Origin of the sequence: Cryobacterium sp. Sr8, from assembly GCF_004403225.1 — a bacterium.
Classification (GTDB): domain Bacteria; phylum Actinomycetota; class Actinomycetes; order Actinomycetales; family Microbacteriaceae; genus Cryobacterium; species Cryobacterium psychrotolerans.
Map to the genome: position 1 here is coordinate 1 of NZ_SOHO01000034.1, position 25,430 is coordinate 25,430.

Genomic DNA, 25,430 nt, shown 5'->3' on the forward strand with positions numbered 1-25,430 from the left:
CTTCGTGAGTTGCTTTAGTCGGTACTCACTGACCATCCCACGGTGGCTCTTTACGTTGACGGAGCAACGCTCAACAGCGGGAAACCACACCACTCACGGGGACGCAACCAAGTCTGGCGCCAGAACTCGCACGGTAACACCACTTGAATGACTATCAATTGGGGGAAAACAACTGTGAATACGCTGCTTCGTTATGGTTCGGTCCGGACCACTGGACAGGCCGGGATGTCTCCGGTCTCATCGCCGGGCTTACTCGCCTCGATTCGGGATGCGCGGAAGGCTCTCTCATGAGCGCGGCCCTGCAAGCATCCTCGACTTCGTCCTCACGCGCCCGATATAACCCAGGATCGACGGATCCGTTCGGTGACTACCTGCGCAGAATCGGCAAGGAATCGCTGCTCACCGCTGCGGAGGAGGTCGACCTCGCCCGGCGAATCGAGGTGGGCCTGTTCGCGGCCGAGAAGCTGCACCAAGGCGTGTCCGACACGGCTCACCAGCGCGAATTGGCGTGGCTCGCCCATGATGGGAAGCGCGCGAAGAAACGTTTCATCGAGGCCAACCTGAGGCTCGTGGTCAGCATCGCCAAACACTATTCCGGTCGTGGCGCTCCCATCATGGATCTGGTCCAGGACGGCAACCTCGGCCTGATGCGTGCGGTGGAGAAGTTCAACTACATGGCCGGCTTCAAGTTCTCGACTTATGCGACGTGGTGGATCCGCCAGTCCATCCACCGCGGCATGGCAGACAAGGTGAGAATGATTCGCGTCCCGGTGCACACGGCCGAGAAACTCAACAAGATCAAACGGATCCGCCGGGACCTCACCAACACGCTTGAGCGTGAGCCGACCGTCGAGGAGATCGCGGAGACCAGCGATATTCTGCCCCACGACGTGTCGAGACTGCTGAAGTACGATCAGGAACCGATTTCTCTGTCTGCGCCGGTTGGCGACGGGACCGGTGACATTTCGGAGTTGATCGTAGACGATGACTCAATGCAACCCGACGAGTACGGGATGCTCGCCCTGCGAACGACGGATATTTACTTCTACCTCACGGCGCTGCCGGAACGGGAACAGTCGATCCTGCGCGCCCGCTTCGGCCTGAACGGCGATGGACCCCGAACGCTGGAGCAGGTGGCCGTAGTCGAAGGTGTGACCCGCGAACGAGTCCGACAGATCGAGAAACGCGCGTTGGCGCTGCTGCGCGTTCCGTGCTTGCGGTCGTACTTGATCGATTAGGACGTGCGCGGAGCGGCCACGCTAGCCAATGCACCCCCTGCCCAAACTCACGGCCACCGTCGCCCCTGGCCTTCGCCCTATGGGCCGGTGACGGGGACGAGCAGTTGGGCTGCGGGAACTCCCCCTGCTGGTCGCGTGTCCGGTGGCGTGTCCGGTCATGAGTCTGCGCTTGGTGAGGTGCGCGGACACGGAGACGACAAAGAGCAAGGCGAAGACCCCTCGCCCGGTCGCTGTCATCGACGTGTCCGCGGCCGCTGACGCGGAGAACCGTGGGTTGTCATCATGACTCATGACGACATCCGGGCGCTGCTCGAGGCATCCTGACGCGTCCGCAAACAGCGACCATCTGACCACCCCACGGCGAAGGCGGACCAGGAACGTCACCGGCAGCAAGGCCGGACGCTTCACCATGCCCGCGAGCAGAAAGCTCCGATCAATGGTTGGTGGCCTCACTCAACCAGGCTGACCGGTGGATCGAGGCTCAGCGCTGAGGCGAGCGACTCGGCTACTTGGTCCGGGATCGAAGTCGTCGCGGAGCTTGCGGGCGCTCATGTCGGCTGCCATGACGGGCCACAGGAGGGCACCCTCGGCGCCCACGAAGATGGTCACGACCACCTGTCAGCGCGTAAGCGCGCCGAGTTCTGCGCGAGAACGTGCGCCCGCTTTCTGCAGCAAGTTCGACACATGGAACTTCACAGTGTTGTTGCTGATATCCAGTTGCGACCCGATCTCGCTGTTTCGTGCACCCGAAACGACAAGTCGCAGCACCTCCCTCTCCCTGTGCGACAGGGCGACGACGTCTTCGAGCGGCTCGGGTTCGTTCGGGGGATCCAGCGGCAGACGCACCTCTAGCAACGACCCCCAGCCCGGAGTCGACGACACCGCGAACTCACCATCTAAGGCACTCACCCGCTCCGCAATCGGGCGGAGGGAATCATCGTGGTGCGACAGATCTCCCGCACCGTCGTCTCGAATGCCGATCAGAAGATTGAGTCCGTCGCAGTCCCATTGGATCCTCACGCGGCGGGCAGCGCCACTATCCACGAAGGCGAGCACTGCACTCCGCACGATCGCGCGTGCCGCGTGAGCCACTTCGCCTGGCAACGCCCTGCCGGTGGCCGGCGGTTCCACAAACTGGACCTCCAGGTCCCCAAACCGTTCGAGAGGGCGCAGATCATTGCGTAGGCGGGCAAACGCACCCACGACCGGTTCGAGCATTGTTCCGCGCTGTTGATCTGTGGTCATCCGAATCTCCACCAGAGCGGTGGCGGCGATATCTATGGTCATTGTGCGAGCCGCCTTGTCGTCCACCCGCGAGGATCGAAGGACAGCCAAGAGGGACTCGAGCGTCACTGCGTGGCGGTCGGCTTGTTCAGCGACAGTTCGGGCGTGCTCGAGAAGCAGCCGACGCGACGCGGGGGAGGGGATCGACGAGTCTTCGATGCGAATGGTCACCCACCCATCTTGCCCAACCTACCCAATCGGGTAGTAATACTGGTCTGTCAGGTGGGGGCCTCATCGGGGACGCTGCGCGAACATGGAGGCATGGACGTATTGAACACCGGCGTTGATTCCTCGCTGACGCGCATCGTGCGTGAACTCGACTCCGCCATCGAACGACTGGTTCACGACGATCCGTACGCGCTCGGGGTTCTCGCCGATTTGGTCGCCGAGGCTCCGCGCGTCTTCGTGCTCGGCGCCGGCCGGTCGGGGCTAGCCCTGCGCATGACCGCGATGCGCCTCATGCACCTCGGCCTCGACGTTCACGTGGTCGGAGAAGTGACATCCCCGGCCATCGGAAAAGGGGATGTGCTGCTAACCGCAAGTGGCTCGGGCACGACCGCCGGAATTGTTCGCGCGGCAACCACCGCAGTGCGTGCTGGAGCGCTCGTGGCGTCGATCACCACCGCGTCACAATCACCACTGGCGCAGCTTTCCGTAGCGACTGTCATCGTGCCTGCCGCCGACAAGCTCGACCGATCCGGCAGCGCCTCCGCACAGTACGCGGGCAGCCTTTTCGAACAGATCGTCGTGATCGTCGGGGACGCACTTTTCCACGCACTCTGGCGACGAAGTGGACAGAACGCGGACCAGCTTTGGCCTCGCCACGCAAACATCGAGTAATCGGCGCCCCCTTTTCCATGTCTATCCACCCGAAACAAAGGAAGAACAATGAAACTTCAGTTCGCCATGGACACCCTCACCACCGAGGCCGCACTTCAACTCGCCGCCGCCGCGGCACCGCATGTCGACATTCTTGAGCTCGGCACCCCGCTGATCAAGAGCGCAGGCCTTTCCGCCATCACTGCAGTGAAGGCCGCCCACCCCGACAAGATCGTCTTCGCCGATCTGAAGACCATGGATGCCGGCGAGCTCGAAGCCGACATCGCCTTCACCGCCGGCGCCGACCTGATGACCGTGCTCGGCTTGGCTGGCGACAGCACCATCGCCGGCGCGGTCAAGGCCGCGAAGAAGCACGGCAAGGGCATCGTGGTCGACCTGATCGGCGTCAGCAACAAGCCCAAACGTGCCAAGGAGGTCGTGGCGCTCGGCGCCCTGTTCGTCGAGATGCACGCCGGCCTCGACGAGCAGGCCGAAGAGGGCTTCACCTTCTCGACGCTTCTTCGCGACGGCGAAGCATCGGGCGTGCCCTTCTCGGTGGCCGGCGGCATCAACGCATCCACCATCGCCTCCGTGCAACGGTCGGGCGCACAGGTCGCCGTTGCCGGTGGCGCCATCTACGGCGCCCCCGACGTGGGTGCCGCTGCCGCCGAACTCCGCGCCGTGATCGTCTAAGCGAGGAAAGAGCGCAGACGGCCTGAGGCGCGCCTCGCAGCTTACGAGTAGGCCGCCGGTTCAGGCCGCACACTCGCCGGATCGCGGCTCGCCAACCAGGCGTCCAGCTCGGCCGCCGGGATCGGCCGCGACATGTAGAAACCCTGCGCGACGTCGCACCCGTAGCCGGCGAGGTCGGCGTAGGCGACGCTGTCTTCGACCCCTTCGGCGACCATCCGCAGGCCGAGACTGTGCGCGAGGGCGATGGTCGAGGCCACCAGCGCCGTCGCACGCGGGTTGTCGGCCATCGGCATCACGAACGACTTGTCCAGCTTCAGCTCGTCGATGGGCAGCTCGCGCAGGTAGGCCAGCGAACTGTAACCGGTGCCGAAATCGTCAACGGCGATCCGAACGCCGATGGCGCGCAGCCGGGTGAGGATGGCGTGTGCCCGGTCCCGGTCCGCCATCAAAAAGTCCTCGGTGATCTCGAGCACGAGAAAGGATGGCGCCAGCCCGCGTTCGGCCACCATCGCACCGATCCGATCGGGCAGGTCCGCGTCCACGAGCGAGCTGGCCGACAGGTTGACCGCCACAGACAGCGCCCGGCCCTGCGCCTGCCAGGTCGCGGCCTGGTCGAGGGCCTTCTCGAACACGATCTGGGTCATCGCCGGCATCAGGCCGGCCTCCTCGACGAGCACGAGGAACGCATCCGGGTAGAGCAGGCCGCGCCCCGGATGCTCCCAGCGCACGAGGGCCTCCACGCCGCGCACGGCGCCGGTGGAGAGGTCGATCTTGGGCTGGTAGTGCAGCACGAGCTGGTCGTCGAGCAGCGCCCTGCGCAGCTCATCCAGGGTGCGCAGCCGCTCCCCGCCGTGGCTGTCGTCGTCGTCGTCGAGGTAGACGTGGTGCCCGCTCCGGGTCGACTTCGCCTTGTACATCGCCATGTCGGCCTTGCGCAGCAGCACGGTGAGGTCCTCGCCCTGCTCCGGGTACATGGCGATCCCGATGCTGGCGCTGGCCTGCAGGGTGATCCCGGCGAGGGTGAACGGCTCGGCCAGCGCCGCGCGCAGCTTCAGGGCAACGGTTTCGGCCTGGCCGATGTCGCATCCGTCGAGGTGGATCGCGAATTCGTCCCCGCCCAGCCGGGCCAGCAGGTCAGCGGCGCGCAGCTGACCCAGCAGCCGAGCGGCGACCTGCTCCAGCAGCCGGTCGCCGACGTCGTGGCCGAGGCTGTCGTTGACCTCCTTGAACTTGTCGAGGTCGAGCAGCAGCAGCGCGCTCCGGCGCCGCTGGTCCGCGGCCAGCCGAGGCGGCACCTCGGTGTACAGCGCTCGTCGATTCGGCAGCCCGGTGAGCTCGTCGGTCATGGCCTGGCGGTGCATGTCGGCGAGCCGGATGCGCTGCCGGAACACCAGGGGAGCGGCCGCCAGCACGAGGGTCAGGCTGGCGAGCGCCACGGCCAGGGGTGGGATGTCGAGCTCGCTGGCCAGTATGAGCACCGTGAGCGCGCTGACGGTGGCGAGCACCGGCACGGTCTGGGCCGGGATCGACCGCGCCGAGACCGCGCGCGTGCTGCCTCCGCGCGCTGAGCCGGCGATCCACCAGGCGATCAGGGCGAGACCGGTGGCCCAGCCCATGTCGAGGGGGGTGCCGAGAACATACAGGCCGGTGAGTTCCAGCAGGGCATAGCCGACGTCGGCGGCGGCGAAGATCACCAGGCCGAGCACGAGCAGAATCCACCGGGAACCCACGCTTCGGCCCTGGGAGGCGCCGATGCCGACGAACGCGGCCACGAGCAGAAGGTCGAATAGGGGATACGCGACCGCGACCGCGGTGGCCAGGGAGGCCGGACCCTCGAAGGCGGAGCCCAGAATCGGGTCGAGCAGCACGGCCAGCACGGCGGCGGCGGTGAGGCATCCGAGGGCGCCGTCCAGCACCACGGGCCAGGCCATTTTCCGCGCGTTGCGGCCCACCAGCACCGCCAGCGCGGCGAGCATCAGGGGGTAGAAGCCCAGGTACCCGATGTCGGCCAGCGACGGATACGGCAGCGTCACGCCGCCGGCGCTGGCGAGCACGTAGTAGGTGTCTCCGGCCGCGAACGACGCCATGGCGACCGAGGCGAGCACCAGCTCCAGCTGCCGGAATCGTGCGCGGTACAGCGCCAGCCCGCCCACGAAGACGGGAACCCACACGCTCAGCAACCCGAGCCAGCCGTCCACCAGGGGGCTGAACTCGTCGTCGCTCCGGAACATGATGCCGGCAAGGTACAGCGCCAGCACGAGCGCCATGACCCAGCTCGGCCACGAGCCGAATCGTGCGCCGGCCCGTGCCTGTTCGACCCGCGCTGCACTTGTGATCGCCCCCATGGCGGCCCCCATATCGTTGACTCACGTTAGCCGAACTTGGCTCGGCTAGAACCCGCTGCGCCTGCGGCGCGGCACACTTCCCCGTTCGGGGGGTAGGACGATCGTCCCGCCCGGCAACGAGGGTGTTACGGTATCCGAAGGCACACTCGTCGAGAGGCGAGGTCGACCAATGAAACTGGACCACATGAACCACCTCGCACCGCCGCGCACACGGGATCGCCGGATCGACACCGCTCCCAGCGAGGTGCAATCGTGACCGTCCATCCCTCCGTCACCGATCTGATGCGCCGCGCCGAAGACGCCGAGCTGGCCCGCCGCGCACACCACGACGCGCTCACCGGGCTGCCGACGAGGCTCCTGCTCACCCAGACCCTGGAACGGGTACTGGCCCGGCGTGTGACGCATGCGCCCATCGCCCTCCTGCTCATCGACCTCGACAATTTCAAGCAAGTCAACGAGTTCCTGGGCCACGACACCGGCGACGCGGTGCTCTTGCAGGCCGCGCAGCGGCTGGTCGCGGCGACCCGTGCCCAGGACACCGTGGCCAGGCTGGGCGGCGACGAGTTCCTGGTGCTCTGTGAGAACACGAATGCCGCGGGAGCGGGCATGGTCGCCGAGCGCATCCTGCACGCCCTCCAGCACCCCGCCGACGGGCACGGCGCCGAGGCGCGAGTGACCGGTTCCATCGGAATCGCCACCGCCGCCCAACACCACGGCCCCACCGACCTGCTCCGGGAAGCGAGCGCGGCGATGCGGCTTTCGAAGAGCCGCGGGGGCAACCAGACAACCCTGTTCGACCTTCGGCTGGGCGGGGAGGCGGGTCGCCTGCTCGACATCGAAACCGCTCTCCGCGAGGGTCTCGAACGAGACGAACTGGTGCTGCACTACCAGCCCATCCATACCCTTGCCGACGGGTCGCTCAAGGGCGTCGAGGCGTTGGTGCGATGGAATCGCCCGGAGCACGGTCTCGTTCCGCCGGACGACTTCATCCCGATCGCGGAAGACACCGGCCTGATCGTGCCGCTGGGCGAATGGGTACTGAACGAGGCCCTGCGGCAACTCAGCACCTGGAAGCGCGCCGGCGTGGTGCCCGCCAATTTCACGATTTCAGTCAATCTCTCTCCGGTTCAGCTGCTGCAAGCGGGCCTCGTCGACCTGATCGATGGAACGATCGCCGAACACGGTCTCACCCATGAAGACCTGGTGCTGGAGATGACCGAGACCGCGCTCATCCTGGACCGCTCGACGATGATGGACACCGTCAGCGCCCTCGCCGAGACCGGCGCCTCGCTCGCGATCGATGACTTCGGCACCGGATACTCCTCCCTCTCCTACCTCCGCTACCTCCCCGCCAAGCAACTCAAGGTCGACCGCTCCTTCGTCGCAGGCCTGACCACCGACCCTCGTGACGCGGCCCTGGTCGCGGCGGTCGTGCGTCTCGCCCACGAGTTCGGGATGACCTGCGTCGCGGAAGGAGTCGAGACTCCCGAACAGCTTGAGCACCTCCGGCTGCTCGGCTGCGACCTCGCCCAGGGCTATTTCCTCGGCCGCCCCGCTACGGCAGAGGTGCTGACCCGCTCGTGGGCGCCGGCCGGGGTGAACTGAGCAGGGTCAGCACGCAGCTCAGCCCCCCAGTACCGCCGGCACCACCACGAGCGCATTGAACGTCACGTGCGCCACAATCGCGCCGCCGAGGCGCCCGGTGACCGCGGCAACGGATCCGGCCGCGAGCCCACGAGCCCACGAGCAAGACCACCCGAGGCCCTCATTTTGTGTTGCGAGCGCCCCCGAGCGTGCCCCGATAGGCTTTGGGCATGGGCAGCAACGCATGAAAATCTCGGTCATCGGATGCGGCTATCTCGGCGCCGTGCACGCGGCAGCCATGGCGAAGCTGGGTCATGACGTCGTCGGAATCGATGTGGATTCCGGCAAGATCGCACGCTTGTCGGAAGGCAGACCCGTTTTCTTCGAACCGGGCCTGGCCGAAGTGCTCATCTCCGCAATCGAGTCGGGCCGACTCCGTTTCTCTACCGATATCGCTGACGCCGCGGGCGCGCAGGTGCACTTCATCGCGGTTGGCACCCCGCAGAAGCGGGACAGCCACGCGGCCGACCTCCGCTATGTTGACGCCGCCGTGCAGTCGCTCGTGCCCTATCTGGCCGAAGGCGACCTCGTGGTTGGCAAGAGCACTGTGCCGGTCGGGACTGCGGCGCGCCTCGCCGAAATGATCACCGCCTCCGGCAGTGGCGCATCGCTTGCATGGAACCCCGAGTTCCTTCGCGAAGGTTTCGCCGTGAAGGACACTGTCAGCCCCGACCGCCTGGTCTATGGAGTACCGGCTGGCGACGAGGGCGAGCACGCCACGGCGCTGCTCAATGAGGTGTACGCCTCGGCGATCGCGGCCGAGACCCCGCTTGTGGTCACTGACTACGCCACGGCCGAACTCGTGAAGGTGGCAGCGAACGCGTTCCTGGCTACCAAGATCAGCTTCATCAACGCTATGGCGGAGATCGCCGAGGTCTCCGGCGCCGACGTCACGCAGCTGGCGGATGCGATCGGTTTTGACAACCGCATCGGCCGCCGCTTTTTGAACGCCGGTGTCGGTTTCGGCGGCGGCTGCCTGCCCAAGGACATCCGGGCGTTCACCGCACGGGCCGAGGAACTCGGCCGCGGTGAATCCGTCGCTTTCCTCAAGGAAATCGACGCGATAAACCTGCGCCGCCGCCAACGGGTCGTTGACCTGACGGTATCGTCCCTCGGCCGGCCGGTGCACACGGCGAAGGTGGCCGTTCTCGGGCTGAGCTTCAAGCCGCACTCCGACGATGTGCGCGACTCACCGGCCCTCGACGTGGCGGTGCAATTGCGCGGGCTCGGCGCCGAGGTCGTGGCCACCGATCCGCAAGCCATCGAGAACTCACGACTACGGCATCCACAACTCACCTACTCGACCGACCTCGACGAGACCCTGCGCGGCGCGGATGCCGTGGTACTCGTGACCGAGTGGCCAGAGTTCCGGGAGCTCGACCCTGTGCGGGTGGCTACTCTCGTGCGGACCCCCACGATCGTTGACGGACGCAACACTCTCGACGCGAGCGCCTGGCGCGCCGCAGGGTGGACTTACCTGGGGCTCGGTCGACCGTAAGCGTCGCGCCCGGACGGCAGCGGGTCGTCCGTCCGCCCCGCCCCGTGCGGCTAGGGTGGAACGGTTATGGGAATCCGCGTGAGACAGGCCAAGCGACCATTGATCAAGAGCGCGCGATTGTGGGTTCCGGCCGGCGTTGGAGCCCTGGTGCTCGTGGTCGGCGGCGTCATCGCGGCGCAGGCGCTCGAGGCCAAGACCGAACTTGAAGCCGCGATCCCCCTCGCCTCCACGGTGCAGAAGCATCTGGCCTCCGGCGACCAGAAAGCGGCCTCACGCGCCGCCCACAAGCTCGAATCTCACACGGCCAGGGCGGCGGCCGCCACGAACGGTGTGCTCTGGCGCGGGCTCGAGTGGGTGCCCGTGGCCGGCCCCAACCTGGCAGCGGTTCGCGTCGCATCGCAGGCGGTCCACGAACTCGCGGCCGATGCCGTCGTGCCCGCGTCCGCGCTCAGCATCAAGCAAATCAAACCCGTGGACGGTCGCATCAACCTTGAGGCTTTGGCCGGAATGATCGACACCCTCCATGACGCCCGCGCATCAGTAGGCAGTTCGGCCGCTCTGCTGGACCAGCTTGACCGCTCGGCGCTCCTCGGCCCGGTTGCGTCCGGCATCGATAAACTCGACTCCTCCCTGGCTAAAGCGAGCGGCATGCTGGAAAGTGTGGACGGCTCAGTCCGGCTGCTGCCCGACGCCCTCGGCGCGAATGGCCCACGCAATTACCTCATGCTGTTCCAGAACAACGCAGAGTCGCGCGGCACCGGCGGTAACCCCGCGGCCATTGTCCAGTTGACCGCCGACGACGGCAAGATCTCAATCACTCGGCAGTCATCGAGCGGTGATTTCGAGAATGGCCGCCCAGATCCGATCATTCCGCTCGATCCCGAAACCGAAGCGCTCTATGGCAACAAGATCGGCCGGTACGTCCAGGACATCACGCTCACCCCGGATTTCCCTTACACGGCCAAACTCGTTCAAGCCTTCTGGGCCGAGGAATTCGGAACGTCCGTCGACGGTGTCATCTCTTTCGACCCGGTGGCTCTGAGCTACCTGCTCGAGGCGACCGGGCCGGTCGCTCTCGCCACGGGCGACGAGCTCACGCCCGAGAATGCCGTGCCGCTGCTGCTGAACGAGATCTACTTCCGATACGAGGATCCGGCCCTGCAGGATGTCTTCTTCGCCGCCGCCGCATCGTCCATTTTTGATGCCCTCACCAACGGCGCCGGTGACACTGGCGCCCTGGTCAAGCAGCTGACCAGGTCGACCGAAGAGGGGCGCCTCATCTATTGGAGCGCCGACGAGGAACAGAGCAAGATCCTCGCAGGAACCCGGCTCGCCGGCACCCTTCCCACCGACAATGCGGATGCCACCGTCGTCGGCGCCTATATAAACGACATCACCGGCTCAAAGATGGACTACTACCTCGACGTCGTCGACGACGTCTCCTCCACACAGTGCAAGACCACGAGGCCGGTCTTCACGGGCACAGTGAAGCTCACCTCAACGGTGGACCCGGCCAAGCGTCGGGCACTCCCTCCCTACATCGCCGGATTGCACTTTCGACCGGGCGACATCAGCACGGACGTGGTGCTCTACGGACCGGTCGGCGCCACAATCGATTCCGTCCAGGTGAATGGGAAGAAGGCGCACATCAGATTCAGTGGGCAACACCTCGGCCGACCCGTGGTGAAGGTGAACGTCTACAATCAACCCCGTTCCGTGCACACGATCAGCTATACGATGACCGGTGCGTCAGGGACGTACGGACCGCTCGAGGTTCGCCACACCCCGATGGTGAGAGGCACGCCCGTGACCGTGGCCACGCCCGGATGCAAGTAGCAACAACGGCTCACGGCAGGGTCGCGCTCCGATCGAGAGGCGATATCGCCCGCGCGCCCCGGAAGACGACATAGTGGTACAGCAGGAACCGCACCAGGACCACCACGATGATGCTTCCGACGTTGATCGCATTGACCAGGAGTGGGCCGGGGGCCCGGAGCAGAACCTCCTCGGCCAGCAGGACGCCGCCCACCATGATCCCCGCGCCGAGGCCCGTGCAGATCGCGTTCACGATCAGGAAAAGCACTGTCTCGAGCACACGGTTGTGCCGGCCCCGGTGACGGAACGTCCACTCGCGATTTCCGAAGTAGGCGTTGATCAGGGCCACGAGCGACGCGGCCACCTTGGCGGCCACCACAGGCCAGCCGAAGGCAAGGTAGAGCACGTTGAACACGCCCACTTCGATGAGCGTGCTGACCCCGCCTACAACAAGAAAACGAACGCCCAGCCCGGCCAGGCGTTTGGCTCGGGAACGACTCATCATGGCTGCACTACGCTACTACGTCAGCCCGCGAATTGCGTTTCGGGCGTCAATGCCTGGGGGGATCGAATGCAGCTGAAGCATCTTGCTGTCGTCATGCCCGCCCACAACGAGGCTGCGGGCTTGCCCGGTTTTCTCGCAGAGATCCTTGAGCATGTTGTCCCTCTTGCCGCCAAAGTGAGCGTTGTCGTAGTTGATGACAAGTCAACGGATGCGACGCTCGAGCGGCTGACCGTGCTGCAGGCCGCCTGGTCCGACCTCACCGTGATTGCCGTCGCCGTGAACCGGGGGCACGGTCCCACCGCGCTCGCCGCGTACCGCGCCGGGCTGGCGCTGGAGCCCGACGTGATCGTGCACGTTGATGGCGACGGGCAGTTCGAAGGGAAAGATTTTCCCCGGTTGATTCGGTCCCTGACCGACGCTGATGTTGTGCACGGCGTACGAGAGCACCGCACCGACGCGTGGTATCGGCAGGTACTCACTCTCGGCGTCGGCCTGGTCGTCGCGCTCGCGACCGGCCGGCGGATCCCGGATGTGAACACCCCCTTGCGTGCCTATCGGCCCGCGGCGATTGCCCGGCTCCTTCACGAGGTGCCCGAGGACGCGCTGGTGCCGCACATCCATTTCTCGCTCGCTGAGAAGCGCCTCGGGTATCGGGTGAGTTATGTGCGCGTGCGAAGCCTGCCGCGGCGTGGCGGAGTGGAGACGGGCAGCATGTGGGGCGAGCAGCCGAAACAGCCGTTACTGCCACCAACTCGGCTGCGCGACTTTAGCCGCCGTGCCGCCGTCGAACTGTGGCGTTACTCCCTGCAGCCCGGACGGGCCCGCGTCACGCTGCCGGCAACCCAGGGGTCGATGATCGCCCCGCCCAGCCCATGACTCTCCTGCGCCGCGCCGTCTTCCCGGTCGCACTGGCAGTCGTCCTGCTCGCGCACGTGCTCGTTGCCGTGCCCAGCCTCATCGAGCTGCGCCTGTGGGAAGATGAAGCGTTCAACCTCACCGTTCCGCTCAACTTGCTGCGCGGCCTTGGCTACACGAGTGACGGCACCCTCTCCGGCAGCCAACTCACCCCCTTCGACACGCGCATCTCCACCGGTCCTGTCGTGCTGTTGCCGGTGGCCGCTGCGCTCGCCACGGGCGCCGACATGGTGCTCGCGGGTCGCAGCGTCATGCTGCTTTTCTACGGGACGCTGCTCGCCGGGCTGTGGGTTGTTGGGCGCCGCATCGGCGGACGGTGGGCGGGTCTCGTTGCCGTGGTCGTTCCGCTCGCGCTCGACACGGACGCACGACCGTCGCCGTTGCAGGGCCCCGCGGACATCCTGGGCGAGATCCCGGCGGCCGCGATGGTTGTGCTCGCCCTCGCCACATTCCGTTCGCGCCCGTGGCTGGCGGGCCTCTTCCTGGGCCTTGCAGTGCAGTGCAAGGCGATCGCGTTGCTGGCCCTGCCGGCCCTCTTCTTGGCCGTCTTCTTCACGGAACCGGGAGAGACTCTCTGGCAGCGAGTCAAGCGTGTGCTGCCGATGCTCGGCACGGCGTTGATCCCGACGGCCATGGTATCGCTCTGGCAGATCATTGTCCTCGGCCCGGAAGGATACCGGCATCGGACGCACCAGTTCGTGGATTTCCTGTTCTCCGGCGGGCAGTCGGCGCGCACATTCTCGGCGGGGGAGAAGCTGACGGCGTTTCTCTCCGACTGGCGCCTTCCCCTTCCCGCGACCGTCGTTGTTATCCTCGGTGCCCTTCTCATCGGGTTCTGCGCGGTGATCCTGATCCGTCGTGGAAGAGCACTGCCGATCGCCGGGGGCCAGGCAGCACTCAGGCGAGAACGCCTCGTTCTCCTCGCCGCGGCCGGCGTCGGCCTACTGACCTGGCTCGCGTGGTGGCTGGCTTCCAGCGGTACGCCGGCCTGGGTGAGGCATCCGTCCCCGGGATTCTTCACCTTCGTGCCCGTGCTCGCCGCGTACGTCGTGCTCGCGCTCCGGGTGCTCAACGGAGCCCCTCGGCTGTGGGCGCGCGTCGTCTCCGTGGGCGGTGCGGTGGCGTTCACTGCAGTGTTGACGCTGCAGGTGGCCGCGCACGTCGCCGACGCCCGGGTCGGCGCGGGCGAGACCCTGGCGGAACAGAGCCGTGCAGCAGTCGCAATCGGGGCCCTCGACGAGGACTGGCTGGCTGGAGCCTGGGGAGGAACCGTGAGCGTGACTGTGATGTCCGGGGCGCACGCCGCACTCGCGGACGCACCCGCCGCCGCGAGAGCGACCAGAATCTGGGTGGAGTACGACCATTCGGGGCGTGCGGAACTCCGGGAGTGGCTGGGGTCACACTGCGGGCGGGAACTGCTGGCCACGGGACCCTACGTCGTGTGTGGGGCGCCGTAGAAGCAGCTTTCGCCCGCTTCGCCCGGATGGCGCTGAACTCGCTGCCGGCGTTCGATCAAGCACTATGCCGTAGGTCGCGGATGCCCGATTTGCCGACCCCGCATCGACCCGATCAATCAAGGGCTTTTTGGGAACAGACCGACAGCCCCATACCAGTAGTCTGAGAATGGGAAGCCCGGCCGGCTCGAACAGGCGCAGACTGCCTAGTTTCATTCATGGTCGCTTAAGCGTGGTGGGCTATTCGCCCGATGCTGTGCACGAGCGGAAACTTCCGAAAATCCGGTCTCAAACCATCCCCCACAGCATGCAGTAGTACCGCCGTCTCCTGAAGGATCAACTAGTGAACACAGCGATTGTCCGCCGAAGCATCCCCATGAATGACCTGGCACGCGGCATCTCCCGGGACCGGGAGATTCTTACGGCGGCATTCGAAAGCGTTCTCAGTTCCGGACACGTTGTCATGGGACCAAACCACTCCGCGTTCCAGCGTGAACTCGGAGACTACCTTGGCGTCGCTCATGTTCTTGGCGTCGCGTCGGGCACGGACGCCCTAGAACTCGCCATTAAAGCCGTCATGCCGCTCGGACGTTCAACGGTCATCACGGCCGCAAACGCCGGCGGATACACTTCGACGGCCGCGAAGCGGGCCGGGTACCGGGTTCGATACGCGGACGTGGACGCGAATTCGCTCTGCTTGAGCAGCCGGTCGGTCGAGGCAGAACTCTCGCCCGACGTTGGCGTTGTCGTTGTCACCCATCTTTATGGCAACCTCACCGACACTACTGAGCTCGTTGAACTTTGCCACACGAGGGGCGTGCGCGTCGTTGAGGACTGTGCCCAGGCAATCGGTGCCCGGCTTGACGGTGGCTCCGCTGGGTCTTTCGGGGACATCGCTGCCACTAGTTTCTATCCCACGAAGAATCTCGGTGCCATAGGTGACGGAGGCGCCATCGCGACAAACAGTGATGAGTACGCGAGCGCGGTAAGCCAGTTGCGCCAATACGGTTGGTCGTCGAAGTACCATGTCGCCGTCGCCGGGGGAACAAATTCGCGTCTGGATGAGCTTCAAGCCGCGTTCCTTCGGGCGCGCCTGCCCCTACTAGACGCATTCAACGAACGTCGGCGACAGATCGTTGCACGCTATGTCGCAGCAGCCGTTGGGGGGCCACTGCGCGTTCTCTCTGCCGAAGGTCCGCACCATGTTGCGCACCTTGCTGTCGCCCTCTCGCCCCGGCGAGAGGAGATGCGTGCTGCACTGCGTGACCTGGGCGTCCAGACCGATGTGCACTTCCCCGTGCCCGACCACTGGCAGCCGGGATTCGGCTCAGACCCACAGGTGCTTCCGGTGACAGAGCTCGTCGCGGGGGAGCTGTTCTCCCTGCCATGTTTCCCGGAGCTCACCGACGATGAAGTGCAGTTCGTCTGTACGGCGATCGGGTCACTCGCGTGACGGTCGAGAAGACGTACTCAATCGTCGTTCCGGTTTATGGCAACGCCGCGGGCATCCCGTTCCTGCTCGAGCGCCTGGAGCAGCTCTCCTCAGGCATGGACTCGCGAGTCGAAGTTGTATTTGTCGTAGACGGATCCCCGGATGATTCCTACGAGATCCTTTCTCGCTCCTTGCCGGGATTCTCGCTTCACACCCAGTTGATACAGCATTCGAGAAACTTCGGATCCTTTGCAGCGATCCGCACGGGCATGAAGCATGCGACGGGGGACTTCATCGCCGTCATGGCGGCAGACCTTCAGGAACCGCCGGAACTGGTGCTCGATTTCTTCCGCGTGCTAGCCGCCAACGGTGCAGACGTAGCAGTGGGGCGCAGGGAAGGGCGCGACGATCCCGCACTGAGCCGACTCTCGTCAACGGCGTTCTGGCGAATTTACCGACGTTGGGTATTCCCAGACATGCCTGAGGGTGGTGTGGACATTTTTGCCTGCAACCGAGCCGTGGCCGAGGAGATCCTCGCCCTGGATGAATCGCATTCCAGCCTGGTTGGCCTGCTCTACTGGGTCGGATTCCGTCGGATTGAGATTCCCTATCGTCGCCAGCCGCGCGAGCACGGAAAGAGTGGATGGTCTTCCGCCAAGAAGATCAGGTACTTGCTTGACAGTGTGTTTTCATTTACCGACCTGCCGTTGACGCTCCTGATTGGGGTTGGCGCGATCGGCAGCCTGTTCACAATGCTGGTTGGAGTCGCAGTCTTGGCGGTCTTTCTGAGCGGTGGAATCACCGAGCCGGGATACACCCCCTTGATGCTCGTGATTCTCTTCTCAACATTCACGATGCTTGTGGCCCTGGGAATTGTTGGGTCCTACGTGTGGAGAGCGTTCGAAAACACAAAGCGGCGCCCATCAGCCATCGTCATGAGCCATTGGGTTTCGGACATTCATGCCAACGTCTGAGCCGTGGCATCGGAGGCCAATCTTTCGCTTCGTTATGGTGGGTGGCTCAAACACAGCGATCACGGCGGCGATAGTGGTCGCGCTCAGTTTTGTGCTTCCGGGAACGGTGGCCTTCACAATTGCCTTCGCTCTCGGTGTCGTCTATTCATTGCTGCTGACCGGCCGATGGGTGTTCAACTCCCATCTCAACGTCTCCCGGGCTCTCCTGTTCGCAGGCTCGTACCTCGTGATCTATCTCTGCGGGCTCGGTTTCGTCGCGCTGATCGGCCTGGTCCACGGTCCTCCGTGGCTCAACGCCGCCAGCGTTCTCCTCACGGCACCGCTGAGTTTTTTCGCCGGACGCTTCATTTTTGCTCGCTCGAACCAAAGACAGGCAATTTCCGTATGACAGCACCGTTCGTTCACGACCAGGGCATCTGCGAAACCACGAAAGTTGGTGATGGAACCACGATCTGGGCTTTTGCGCATGTGCTGCCGGGTGCCATCATCGGCAAAAATGTGAACATAAACGATCATGTCTTCATCGAGAATGACGTCATTGTTGGTGATCGAGTCACCGTCAAATCGGGCGTGCAATTGTGGGACGGCATCGAGCTTCAGGACGACGTATTTGTGGGGCCGAACGTAACTTTCACGAACGACAGGTTCCCCCGAAGCAAACAGTATCCCGATTCCTTCCCGCGCACGGTGGTCGAAAAGGGGGCGTCTATCGGTGGCGGAGCCGTCATACTGCCGGGCTTGCGGATCGGTCAGAACGCGATGGTTGGCGCAGGCGCAGTCGCTACCCGCGATGTTCCGCCATATGCGATTGTCGTTGGCAACCCGGCGCGAATAACGGGATACACCGACACAGCCGGCCGTCGCATGTCTCCCCTCCCTGAAGATCAGGCCGCGAGCCGTCGAGAGGCGCGCTCCAGGCCGCTAATCGCCCTTCGCAAAGCCACGGACATGCGGGGAAGCCTTGTCGTCGCGGAATTTGCCGCCGATCTCCCGTTCACACCCCAGCGGTTCTTCACCGTATTTGACGTGCCCTCGCGCGATGTTCGCGGGGAACATGCTCACCGCGAGTGCGAGCAGGTGCTTGTCTGTCTGAAAGGCTCCGTTCGGGCCATCATCGACGACGGAGTTGACCGAGAAGAGTTCTTGCTCGATTCGCCCGATTTCGGTCTTTATATGCCTGCGATGACGTGGGGCACGCAGTATGCCTACAGCCCGGATGCTGTGCTGGCCGTTTTCGCCTCCCTTCCATACGACGGGAACGACTACATCCGCACCTACTCTGAATTCCAAGCGGCGGCGCGCACCCAACTCAGTGGTTAGGCAATTCGTCGGCTGGCCGTGCCCCGTTCCGCGCTGCAGGACTCGTGCCTTCGATGGTGCGTTGACCGATCGCGTTCCGGGTCGCGCGAGGGCTAGGGGCACCCGCTTAAGTCCATGGAGCAGCCCACGATCTTCTTCGCGTACGCGTATTTGATCGCGCAGAGGGAGATGTTGCCCTCGTCGGGTTGGGTGTTCGGCGATGCCGGTCAGCCAGCCCAGGCGTGTCGCGGTGAATTCCACTGGACCTGGTCGTCGTGGACGAGCGGGACAGCCCTGCACGTCAGGCCGCGTTTCTTCACGAACAGGGGCCGGAGCCGCTGCAAGGGAGCACAGGCTGCGCCCGATTCTTGCCCGCCGCTAAACCGGCCTGATGGAGTTCGACGAGGATGAACCGCTAGCCTGACTCCCGGATCGTCCCGGTAGCGGTAGCGGTAGCGGTAGCGGTAGCGGCGGCGGTGTTGGTCAGGTGGGCGTCGTGCCATTGGTCGAGCGCTTGCGTGCAGAAGCCCAACACCCACAGGCCACCGTGACGCGGCGCATGACCTCGGCTTCCTGCTCGAGCAGCCGGATGCGCTTCTTCGCATCCCGGAGCTCGGCGGATTCCTGCTCGGTAGCGCCGGGTTTCGCGCCCTCGTCGGCGTCGGCTTTCTTTGGCCAGGCTTGGGCATGATGAGATCTTTCCAACGGAGACGAATCTCCTCCACAGGCCAGGAATCATCAAGCCGGAGTCCCCAGATCAATCGCTGCATCGATGTCGTAAGCGTGTTCGTTCTTCAACGCCGCGGCAGTGCTGCGGCCTTGCTGGTCCGCTCTGATCGAGCAGCACCAGTAGCGCGAAGGCCGGCGAGGGTCGCCATTTCTCCGACCCTCGATGGTCGAGTTGGCCACCGTGGACAACCGAGTCGAGGTCCTCGCCGAAGCAGGACTCACCACCCCCTAGACTGGAACAGCTGACCCGCACGGTACAGAGAGACTCCGTCACCTCAGCGGCATCCGAGCGGCCGCAGACCAACTGTCGCGCGCCCGCCCAGAAGTCCCGCGATCACATGGAGAGCCGAGATGCAGTCGAGTAGCCCGGCCGCTGTGGACATCGTACCTGCTGCTGCCGAAGGACGCTGGAGGCTGTCCTGGTCCATCTTCATTGCGTTTGCAGTCGCCACCCTGGTTCTCGGGGTTGGCCGATTCGAATACGATGCAGCCGCCTATTGGTCAGGAGCTCAAGCAGTTGCCGGAACGGCCCCGCCCGTTGCTGAAGGGTTCTGGGATTTCCGGGGGATTCTGTCCTCGATCGTTTACGTTCCGGCGGCCCTTGTCGCCGGAATTTTGGGCCCCACGTTTGAGGGATTCTCTGTACTTCTGCAAAATTCCCTCTTCTTTGCCTGGTTCGCGGCTTTTCTGTTACCGAAATGCATTGAGTTTTGGCGCCCGGTCAGCACGCGCACGGTTGCGCTTGGCGCATTTCTGACCTGGGTTGTGTTGTCGGGATTCGCCCCGTATGCCCTCGTGGACGCATACCCAGCGATCGCGGCAATCGCCATAGTTGTCCTCTTTCGCCTGGAGAGCCGAGCGGCCCTCTTCGCAGCGGGCGTGCTGGGTGGCATGTCAGTCAACATTCGTCCTGCGTACATCGTCGGGATAGTTGGGCTGGCGGCAGTCGCCTTGGTTTTGCGACGTTGGGTCGGAATTCTATTCGCGCTGGGTGTCTTCGTCGGGCTCATGCCTCAACTCATCCTGAATGTCGTCCGTATCGGAAGCTGGACTCTCTGGCCGACAGCGTCGAGTTCCCTCGTGTCTCTTCAGGCAGGCTTTGCTGCCTACATCGTGCGGTACGACACCTTTCTGGGCGCAGCCAACCCACGACAGTTCTATTGTTCGCCCGACATGGCAAGTCAACTCGTGACGCCATTGCCTGCGACGGCAGGAGAGCTCGCTGCAACATTCGGCACGCATATGCCGTCCTCGATTGTCTTCGCTCTTCAAAAAATCGGGGCGGCGCTTCACTGGCCTTATACGACCCCGTATACCGTCCCGAGTGCCGGCTTGGATGGATTCTTCGCCACTTCCATCACTGCAATCACAGTACTTGGAATTGCATATCTGATCTATTCAGCCATCCACACCAGAGGCCACGTCGGGTCAATAGGGGCCCGAGCCCATTGGGCTGCACTCGCCACCATGGTAATTGGGGGGGTGATCATGCTTGTCGCGTCCGCGACAGAGAGCCGTTTTGCGTTGCCATTGGTCTTGATCGGTGTTGTAGGCAGTGCCAATTTTGCAGACCTGCACCTGCGAGAAGCCTGGGGACGCCGTCCCTTGTGGGTCGTGTTCTCGGTCCTGGCCGTTTTCGCAGTGGGCTTTGTAGGAGTCACTGGGCTCCAGAATCCAGCACCGCCCGGCGCCGTTGACCAAGGTGTCTGTGCCTCACTACAGGCGCCTCACCCCGGGTAACATGGCAGCGAGTCAAGCGTGTGCTGCCGATGCTCGGCACGGCGTTGTTCCCGACGGCCATGGTGGCGCTCCGGCAGATCGCTGTTCTCGGCCCGGAGGGATTCCGGCATCGGACGCACCAGTTCGTCGATTTCCTGTTCTCCGGCGGGCAGCCGGCGCGCACATTCTCGGCGGGGGAGAAGCTGACGGCGTTTCTCTCCGACTGGCGCCTTCCCCTTCTCGTGACCGTCGTTGTTATCCTCGGTGCCCTTCTCGTCGGGTTCTGCGCGGTGATCCTGATCCGTCGTGGACGAGCAGTGCCGATCTCCGGGGGCAAGGCCGCTCGCAGGCGAGAACGCCTCGTTCTCCTCGCCGCGGGCGGCTTCGGCCTGCTGACCTGGCTCGCATGTCGGCTGACGTCCAGCGGTACGCCGCACTCGCGGACGCACCCACCGCCGCGAGAGCGACCGGAATCTGGGTGGAGTACGACCATTCGGGGCGGGCGGACGTCAGGGCGTGGTTGGGGTCACACTGCGGACGGGAGTTGCCGGCCACGGGACCCTACGTCGCCTGCATGGCGCCGTAGATGCCGCTTTCACCCTGCAACATCGGCCAGCGCGACTCTTCCCGGCTGATATATAATCCTAGTCGGAACCTGAATTCGGGCGCCGTGTAGCGAATGCATACGACTTGCATAACGGGGGCACGTAGGTGAGACTGTGAGCGCGTCATCGCCGCCTGGGCCCGACCGGGCGCTCGCACTTGAAATCGCAGAATCATGCGCTTTGGGGGACCACGAGCATCATTCCCGGCCGGGGCTACGGGCTGTGCATGGCTTCGCCCAGCTGGCCTTGAGCTCGCTGTCTGCGCGGTGGTCTCCGGAGTTGGCCGCACTGCCTGCAACCGAGGTGCTGTTCATCGTCGCGAACCCCGTCGCGCATGGTGCACGGCTCGCCCAATCAGTCACGCGTGGTGTTCGATCAAGCACTTTATCGCTGGTCGCCGACGCCCGATTTTCCGACCCCGCGCTCGCGGTCGACTTCGCGTTTCCCGGCATCTCGGCGAGGTCCCTGAAGGCCACAGTCACGGTTAGGCGGTTGAGATTCGCTGTGGCGGCCAGACGAGCACTGCCCCGCGGCGTTGGGTTGCGCGGCTCGGCGAACTGGCTGTACAGGGAGTACATCTTCGCGGCGCAGGCTGTGCGCTATGCGGCCACACACGCCGCCGTTTCGAAACTGGCGCCCACGACGATCCTCCTCACCGACTTTGATCGGTCTGCCTACTGCCGCCCCTGGATCTGGGCTGCCAAGAGGGCAGGGATGGCGACGGCCACCTTGATGCACGGCTCGCCCAACGAACTCAACTACATTCCGGTTCTCGCGGACAACGCACTCGTGTGGGGCCAGGCCCAGGAGTCCTGGCTCGCCCAGCGAAGCCCGGACACGAGCACGATGATCATCGGGCGTCCGGATCTCTCGAGTACCAGGCTCACAACGGCCCCGGCGGAGCGGGTTGTGCTCTGTCATTCGCGTGAGGCACTAACTCCCCGCGAGACTCAGGCCGTGGGCGCGCAGCTCCGGGCGTTCAAGAGCCGAGGTCTGACGATATGCCTCCGATTCCATCCGACCTCGGCCAAGGAGGATCTCGGCCCGGGCTGGCACGCGATTGCGGGCATGGCCGACGAGGTCGTTCCGGGGCGCGGATCGTTCGCGGCGAGTCTGCGCGGATCCGACATTGTCGTCTGTGTCGCCTCCAGCGCCGCCATCGAGTCCGTCGCTCTCGGGATCCCGACGATCGTGCTTGCCGGGGCTGACCGTAGTCTGCCCGCCGACCTTGAAGCCATCAGGGCTCAAACGCCCGAGATGCTAGAGGCGACCCGGGGCTCGGGCCCGGTCGTTCTATCTGGGTCCTCCGCGTACGTTAGATTGGCCGCGCACCTGTTGGCCGCTTCGGGACCAGCTGCGAGTGATCGCTTGGACCGCGCCGTGACAGCCGTGCGTCGCGGCGCCGCATAGAAATCGGGGGCAAGAAGTTCCGACTTGAACTCGGTTGCGCCCGACTGACATGACGCTGGAGCCAGATTCTTATGCTCCTCGCGCATGGGGCCCGGGTGGTCTGGTGCCGTTGGTCAGATGGGCGTCACCCGAATAACGCCGGGCAATCGCGTGTCGTTTCCGCGCGACAGATCGCTCGCGTGGAAAAAGATCAACACTGCTCCTATCCACTCGCTGACGCTGTTGTTCTCGAGCATGCGGGCGTCGCGGTGCAGTTCCGCTCGACGAGGTCGTCGTGGTTCGCCGGGTCGTGTCGACGTAGGCAGACAGGCGCATGCTGGCCCATTGATAGCCGGGGGTTCGCTCTCCGAACTTCAGAAGCAGAACGCCACGGTCCGGTAGACGCGCTCGTTCGTGAGCATCGAGAAGAACGATTCGGGACTGCCCCCGGTTCAGTTTCTTATGAGTCAACGCGTGGCATTGCAAAGTCACTTGAGGGAGTAGACATTCGCCCACTCAGACGCATAGACCTGCTGCGACACTGACGCAAGTTTGGTTGAATACGCATCACGCTTATCCACGTAGACGTACTTCACCCCCAGCGATTGCAGCTTACGTTTATCAGCGACGGTCGGTGAAGAGATAAAGCGATCGCCCAAGTCCAGCTCATCCTGCACCCAATCAGGTGACGTGCCGTTTTGCGTGTACGCCCACCCCTCCACTAACACGCGCCGCTCGGTCCAGGCAGCTACGGCAAACCAGCGGTAGTTACAATCCTGATCCGCCAACGTACCGCTACTGCAGTGCTTGTTTGTGATGACTTTGTCAGCAGGAGTTGAGTGCGAACGAATGAACTGAAAAGCGGCAAGTTGTGTTTCGTTAATGGCGCCGGGGTCATTGATAGTGGAAGTTGAACCACCGGCATAGCCCGTAGGAATACTCACTAGCTGTGCAGACTGTGTTAGGGCGCCTGCGATTGCAAGTGCCAAGCCCACCCTCATGAACCACGGCCGCTGCTGGCCAAGCGATAGCGACCCATGGGTCGATATCTTGAGGATAAGCATCGTGCAGAGCGCCATCACTACGATGGCTGCGCCAATGGCCCCCATCCGTTGTGTCGCCAGCGCCAGCACGTTCGATATCAACCAAATCGAGAACACAGCCAACGCGAACTTTTTGCCATACGTACCGATGAGTATGGTGCCGGTCCACGTGAGGATTATGGCAAAGAGCGGCTGAGCGCTCTGCCAGAAGTACAGTTCGCTACCGCTCGGATGCGTGAGTAGCCCTAAACCCAACAAACCAGCCAGAACGACTCCTCCCAGGAGGGTGGAAACCAGCCAACCATTTGGAGTATGGATGCCGATCACTAGCCATGCGCCGAGAGTGGCGAAAATGAGTATGGCCAGGATGACAAATGCAGCCAGTGGCGTCGCGGTTCCAGAAAAAGCCAATGGCCCCCAAGCCAGGGATTGAGTGGATCCAGGTTCCGGCAAGGTGAGAAAGAAAGAGGCCACCGCGACCACGACAAATTCCCCGGCGACAAGAAGATGTATGACCCGTAGTCGTCGCACGATGATGAGGAAGAGGACCGAACACAGAACACCCCCCAGGACGATCGGCATCGCAGAACCTTTTGCTCCGGTGAGTACAAAAGTAGAGATTCCCAGCATGAGGAACCACCACGCATTCGTGGCGCGAATTGAGGAATTCCCCAGTAGCCGAACCAAGCTCAGCACGCACAGCAGGATGAAGAGATGAGCGAAGTCTCTAGTCGGACTAATTTGAAACAGAGGAATCTGCCCCACCAATCGCGTCGCGAAAATCAACCCGTGGGACAGCACATAGACAAGCGGTGCGGCCAGGGCCACGTACTTGTTGCGGGTGACCTCCCATGCGGTTATCGATATAAGGGGAGGGATCAACACTGCAAACAATATTGGCCAGGCCTGTAGCACTACATCTGCTGCAGAGACATTGGTGATAGATGCCCATACTCCCATTGAGGAGTGATATAGCCAGGTGTAGCTCAAGGGAGTATCGGCCACCCAGGGGTACACCTGTGGCGAGCGTGCTGCGACTTCGCTTGTCAATGCGACGTGGAACGGGAGATCCACGTAAAAGTGATGCCAGCCGGCCCATTGCGTCGGCTGGGACAGCAGTACGGTTCTTATCGAGGGGAGCAACGCGATCAAGCCGAGACCCGAACCGACGACACCAAGGGTTGGAAAGCCGCGAGCGTTGGCTACTTCACCATCGTCGAGTCTGCGGTGGGGAATAAGCCAAAGTGCGAACCCCGCAACGATGGGAATCCATCGAACCCAGAACAGGCCGGTGATGTGTGAAAACATCCCGCCGAGAGACCACAGCCCCAACCCGATAACCGTTCCAACGACCACATAGTGCAGAACGCTCGGATGGGCGAAGAGGTGCCGCACGAGAGCTGCGCCAGGAAGCGTGCCCACCAGTATTAGTGAGACCGATAGTTGCAGTGCTGGCACTACGCCAATCGACCCAAAAAGTACTGCGAACAGTGCTGCAGCAAGAACTAGGTAAGCCAGCGTCCAGAAAGCAAGATTATGTGTGCGTCCGGCAAGCGCGATGCGCCTCATATTGAGATGCTGCGACTATGCATGTGCGCCGGATTGGCCGGAAGACTGATACGCACGACGATCCCCTTATGAACGCTCGAAACTGAGAGCCGATACTCGGCTAATTACCTACTTTTGCACTTCTTCAACGTAAGAGGATCAGCTTAGCCGTGACCGTGACTCAGAATTTCAGTTGACTGGCGAGTAGCGCTTGGTGGTAGCGCGAGTCTGGACAGTTGTGACCTGCCGCGGAGTTCTCGGACAGTGGGCCCTCTTAAAATGAGGGACTACTGAAAGTAGAGACCAGCATGACCGCATCACGTCGGAAATTTACCCAAGAGGTCAAGGACGAGCTGTGCCGCGAGGTGATCAAAGGGTTGCGTCCCCGTGAGTGGTGTGGTTTCCCGCTGTTGAGCGTTGCTCCGTCAACGTAAAGAGCCACCGTGGGATGGTCAGTGAGTACCGACTAAAGCAACTCACGA

General features: G+C 63.7%; 19 protein-coding genes. 14 read left to right on the top strand and 5 right to left on the bottom strand.

Annotation, left to right across the window (positions count from 1 at the left end):
• The first annotated feature begins 287 nt into the window (after positions 1 to 287).
• Positions 288 to 1,238, top strand: coding sequence for an RNA polymerase sigma factor RpoD/SigA (locus tag E3T54_RS05420; protein ID WP_134474887.1), 951 nt, complete (start codon positions 288 to 290; stop codon positions 1,236 to 1,238).
• A 618-nt stretch (positions 1,239 to 1,856) separates the two neighbouring features.
• On the opposite strand, the gene E3T54_RS05425 is transcribed toward E3T54_RS05420, so the two are convergent.
• Positions 1,857 to 2,693: a LuxR C-terminal-related transcriptional regulator gene (locus E3T54_RS05425; protein ID WP_134474888.1), complete on the bottom strand. Its 837-nt coding sequence runs from the start codon at positions 2,691 to 2,693 to the stop codon at positions 1,857 to 1,859.
• A gap of 90 nt (positions 2,694 to 2,783) precedes the next feature.
• Here E3T54_RS05425 and hxlB point away from each other — a divergent pair, with 90 nt between their 5' ends.
• Both hxlB and hxlA read left to right on the top strand, forming a co-directional pair.
• Entirely contained in the window at positions 2,784 to 3,362 is a 579-nt protein-coding gene (gene hxlB / locus E3T54_RS05430; protein ID WP_134474889.1) for a 6-phospho-3-hexuloisomerase, read from the top strand.
• Positions 3,363 to 3,410: 48 nt separating this feature from the next.
• A complete protein-coding gene (gene hxlA / locus E3T54_RS05435) occupies positions 3,411 to 4,034 on the top strand; it encodes a 3-hexulose-6-phosphate synthase (protein WP_134474890.1) in 624 nt (207 codons plus the stop codon).
• A 41-nt stretch (positions 4,035 to 4,075) separates the two neighbouring features.
• On the opposite strand, the gene E3T54_RS05440 is transcribed toward hxlA, so the two are convergent.
• Positions 4,076 to 6,379: a bifunctional diguanylate cyclase/phosphodiesterase gene (locus E3T54_RS05440; RefSeq protein WP_134474891.1), complete on the bottom strand. Its 2,304-nt coding sequence runs from the start codon at positions 6,377 to 6,379 to the stop codon at positions 4,076 to 4,078.
• Positions 6,380 to 6,631: 252 nt separating this feature from the next.
• On the opposite strand from E3T54_RS05440, the gene E3T54_RS05445 reads away from it, so the two are divergent.
• The 3 genes from E3T54_RS05445 to E3T54_RS05455 all read left to right on the top strand — a co-directional run bounded on the left by E3T54_RS05445 (position 6,632) and on the right by E3T54_RS05455 (position 11,357).
• Positions 6,632 to 7,984: a bifunctional diguanylate cyclase/phosphodiesterase gene (locus tag E3T54_RS05445; RefSeq protein ID WP_134474892.1), complete on the top strand. Its 1,353-nt coding sequence runs from the start codon at positions 6,632 to 6,634 to the stop codon at positions 7,982 to 7,984.
• A gap of 223 nt (positions 7,985 to 8,207) precedes the next feature.
• The gene (locus E3T54_RS05450) at positions 8,208 to 9,521 is read left to right on the top strand and encodes a UDP-glucose/GDP-mannose dehydrogenase family protein (RefSeq protein ID WP_134474893.1); all 1,314 of its coding nucleotides are present in this window, start codon (positions 8,208 to 8,210) and stop codon (positions 9,519 to 9,521) included.
• A gap of 78 nt (positions 9,522 to 9,599) precedes the next feature.
• A complete protein-coding gene (locus E3T54_RS05455; protein ID WP_166804840.1) occupies positions 9,600 to 11,357 on the top strand; it encodes a DUF4012 domain-containing protein in 1,758 nt (585 codons plus the stop codon).
• Positions 11,358 to 11,367: 10 nt separating this feature from the next.
• Here E3T54_RS05455 and E3T54_RS05460 read toward each other — a convergent pair whose 3' ends face one another.
• On the bottom strand, positions 11,368 to 11,841 hold the full coding sequence (locus E3T54_RS05460) for a GtrA family protein (RefSeq protein ID WP_134474895.1): 474 nt from the start codon (positions 11,839 to 11,841) through the stop codon (positions 11,368 to 11,370).
• Between the two features lie 66 nt (positions 11,842 to 11,907).
• Between E3T54_RS05460 and E3T54_RS05465 the strand changes: the two genes are divergently transcribed.
• From E3T54_RS05465 to E3T54_RS17605, 6 genes are all read left to right on the top strand, one after another.
• The gene (locus tag E3T54_RS05465; protein ID WP_134474896.1) at positions 11,908 to 12,717 is read left to right on the top strand and encodes a glycosyltransferase family 2 protein; all 810 of its coding nucleotides are present in this window, start codon (positions 11,908 to 11,910) and stop codon (positions 12,715 to 12,717) included.
• A complete protein-coding gene (locus E3T54_RS05470) occupies positions 12,714 to 14,213 on the top strand; it encodes a hypothetical protein (protein WP_134474897.1) in 1,500 nt (499 codons plus the stop codon). The genes E3T54_RS05465 and E3T54_RS05470 overlap by 4 nt, the downstream gene beginning before the upstream one ends.
• Before the next feature lie 340 nt (positions 14,214 to 14,553).
• Complete coding sequence (locus tag E3T54_RS05475) at positions 14,554 to 15,663, top strand: DegT/DnrJ/EryC1/StrS aminotransferase family protein (RefSeq protein WP_134474898.1); 1,110 nt, start codon at positions 14,554 to 14,556, stop codon at positions 15,661 to 15,663.
• Positions 15,660 to 16,616: a glycosyltransferase family 2 protein gene (locus E3T54_RS05480; protein WP_134474899.1), complete on the top strand. Its 957-nt coding sequence runs from the start codon at positions 15,660 to 15,662 to the stop codon at positions 16,614 to 16,616. Before E3T54_RS05475 ends, E3T54_RS05480 begins: the two co-directional genes overlap by 4 nt.
• A 34-nt stretch (positions 16,617 to 16,650) precedes the next feature.
• The gene (locus tag E3T54_RS05485) at positions 16,651 to 17,004 is read left to right on the top strand and encodes a GtrA family protein (protein WP_166804841.1); all 354 of its coding nucleotides are present in this window, start codon (positions 16,651 to 16,653) and stop codon (positions 17,002 to 17,004) included.
• Positions 17,001 to 17,936 carry a WxcM-like domain-containing protein gene (locus tag E3T54_RS17605; RefSeq protein ID WP_134474901.1) on the top strand — a complete coding sequence of 312 codons (936 nt, stop codon included), beginning with the start codon at positions 17,001 to 17,003 and terminating at the stop codon, positions 17,934 to 17,936. The genes E3T54_RS05485 and E3T54_RS17605 overlap by 4 nt, the downstream gene beginning before the upstream one ends.
• A gap of 462 nt (positions 17,937 to 18,398) precedes the next feature.
• On the opposite strand, the gene E3T54_RS05495 is transcribed toward E3T54_RS17605, so the two are convergent.
• Positions 18,399 to 18,620: a hypothetical protein gene (locus E3T54_RS05495; protein ID WP_134474902.1), complete on the bottom strand. Its 222-nt coding sequence runs from the start codon at positions 18,618 to 18,620 to the stop codon at positions 18,399 to 18,401.
• A 399-nt stretch (positions 18,621 to 19,019) separates the two neighbouring features.
• Between E3T54_RS05495 and E3T54_RS05500 the strand changes: the two genes are divergently transcribed.
• A complete protein-coding gene (locus tag E3T54_RS05500) occupies positions 19,020 to 20,384 on the top strand; it encodes a hypothetical protein (protein ID WP_134474903.1) in 1,365 nt (454 codons plus the stop codon).
• An 863-nt stretch (positions 20,385 to 21,247) separates the two neighbouring features.
• Positions 21,248 to 22,378, top strand: a complete 1,131-nt coding sequence (locus E3T54_RS05505; RefSeq protein ID WP_166804842.1) for a hypothetical protein — start codon at positions 21,248 to 21,250, stop codon at positions 22,376 to 22,378.
• 467 nt (positions 22,379 to 22,845) lie between these two features.
• Here E3T54_RS05505 and E3T54_RS05510 read toward each other — a convergent pair whose 3' ends face one another.
• The gene (locus E3T54_RS05510) at positions 22,846 to 24,969 is read right to left on the bottom strand and encodes a hypothetical protein (RefSeq protein WP_134474905.1); all 2,124 of its coding nucleotides are present in this window, start codon (positions 24,967 to 24,969) and stop codon (positions 22,846 to 22,848) included.
• Between the last annotated feature and the right edge of the window lie 461 nt (positions 24,970 to 25,430).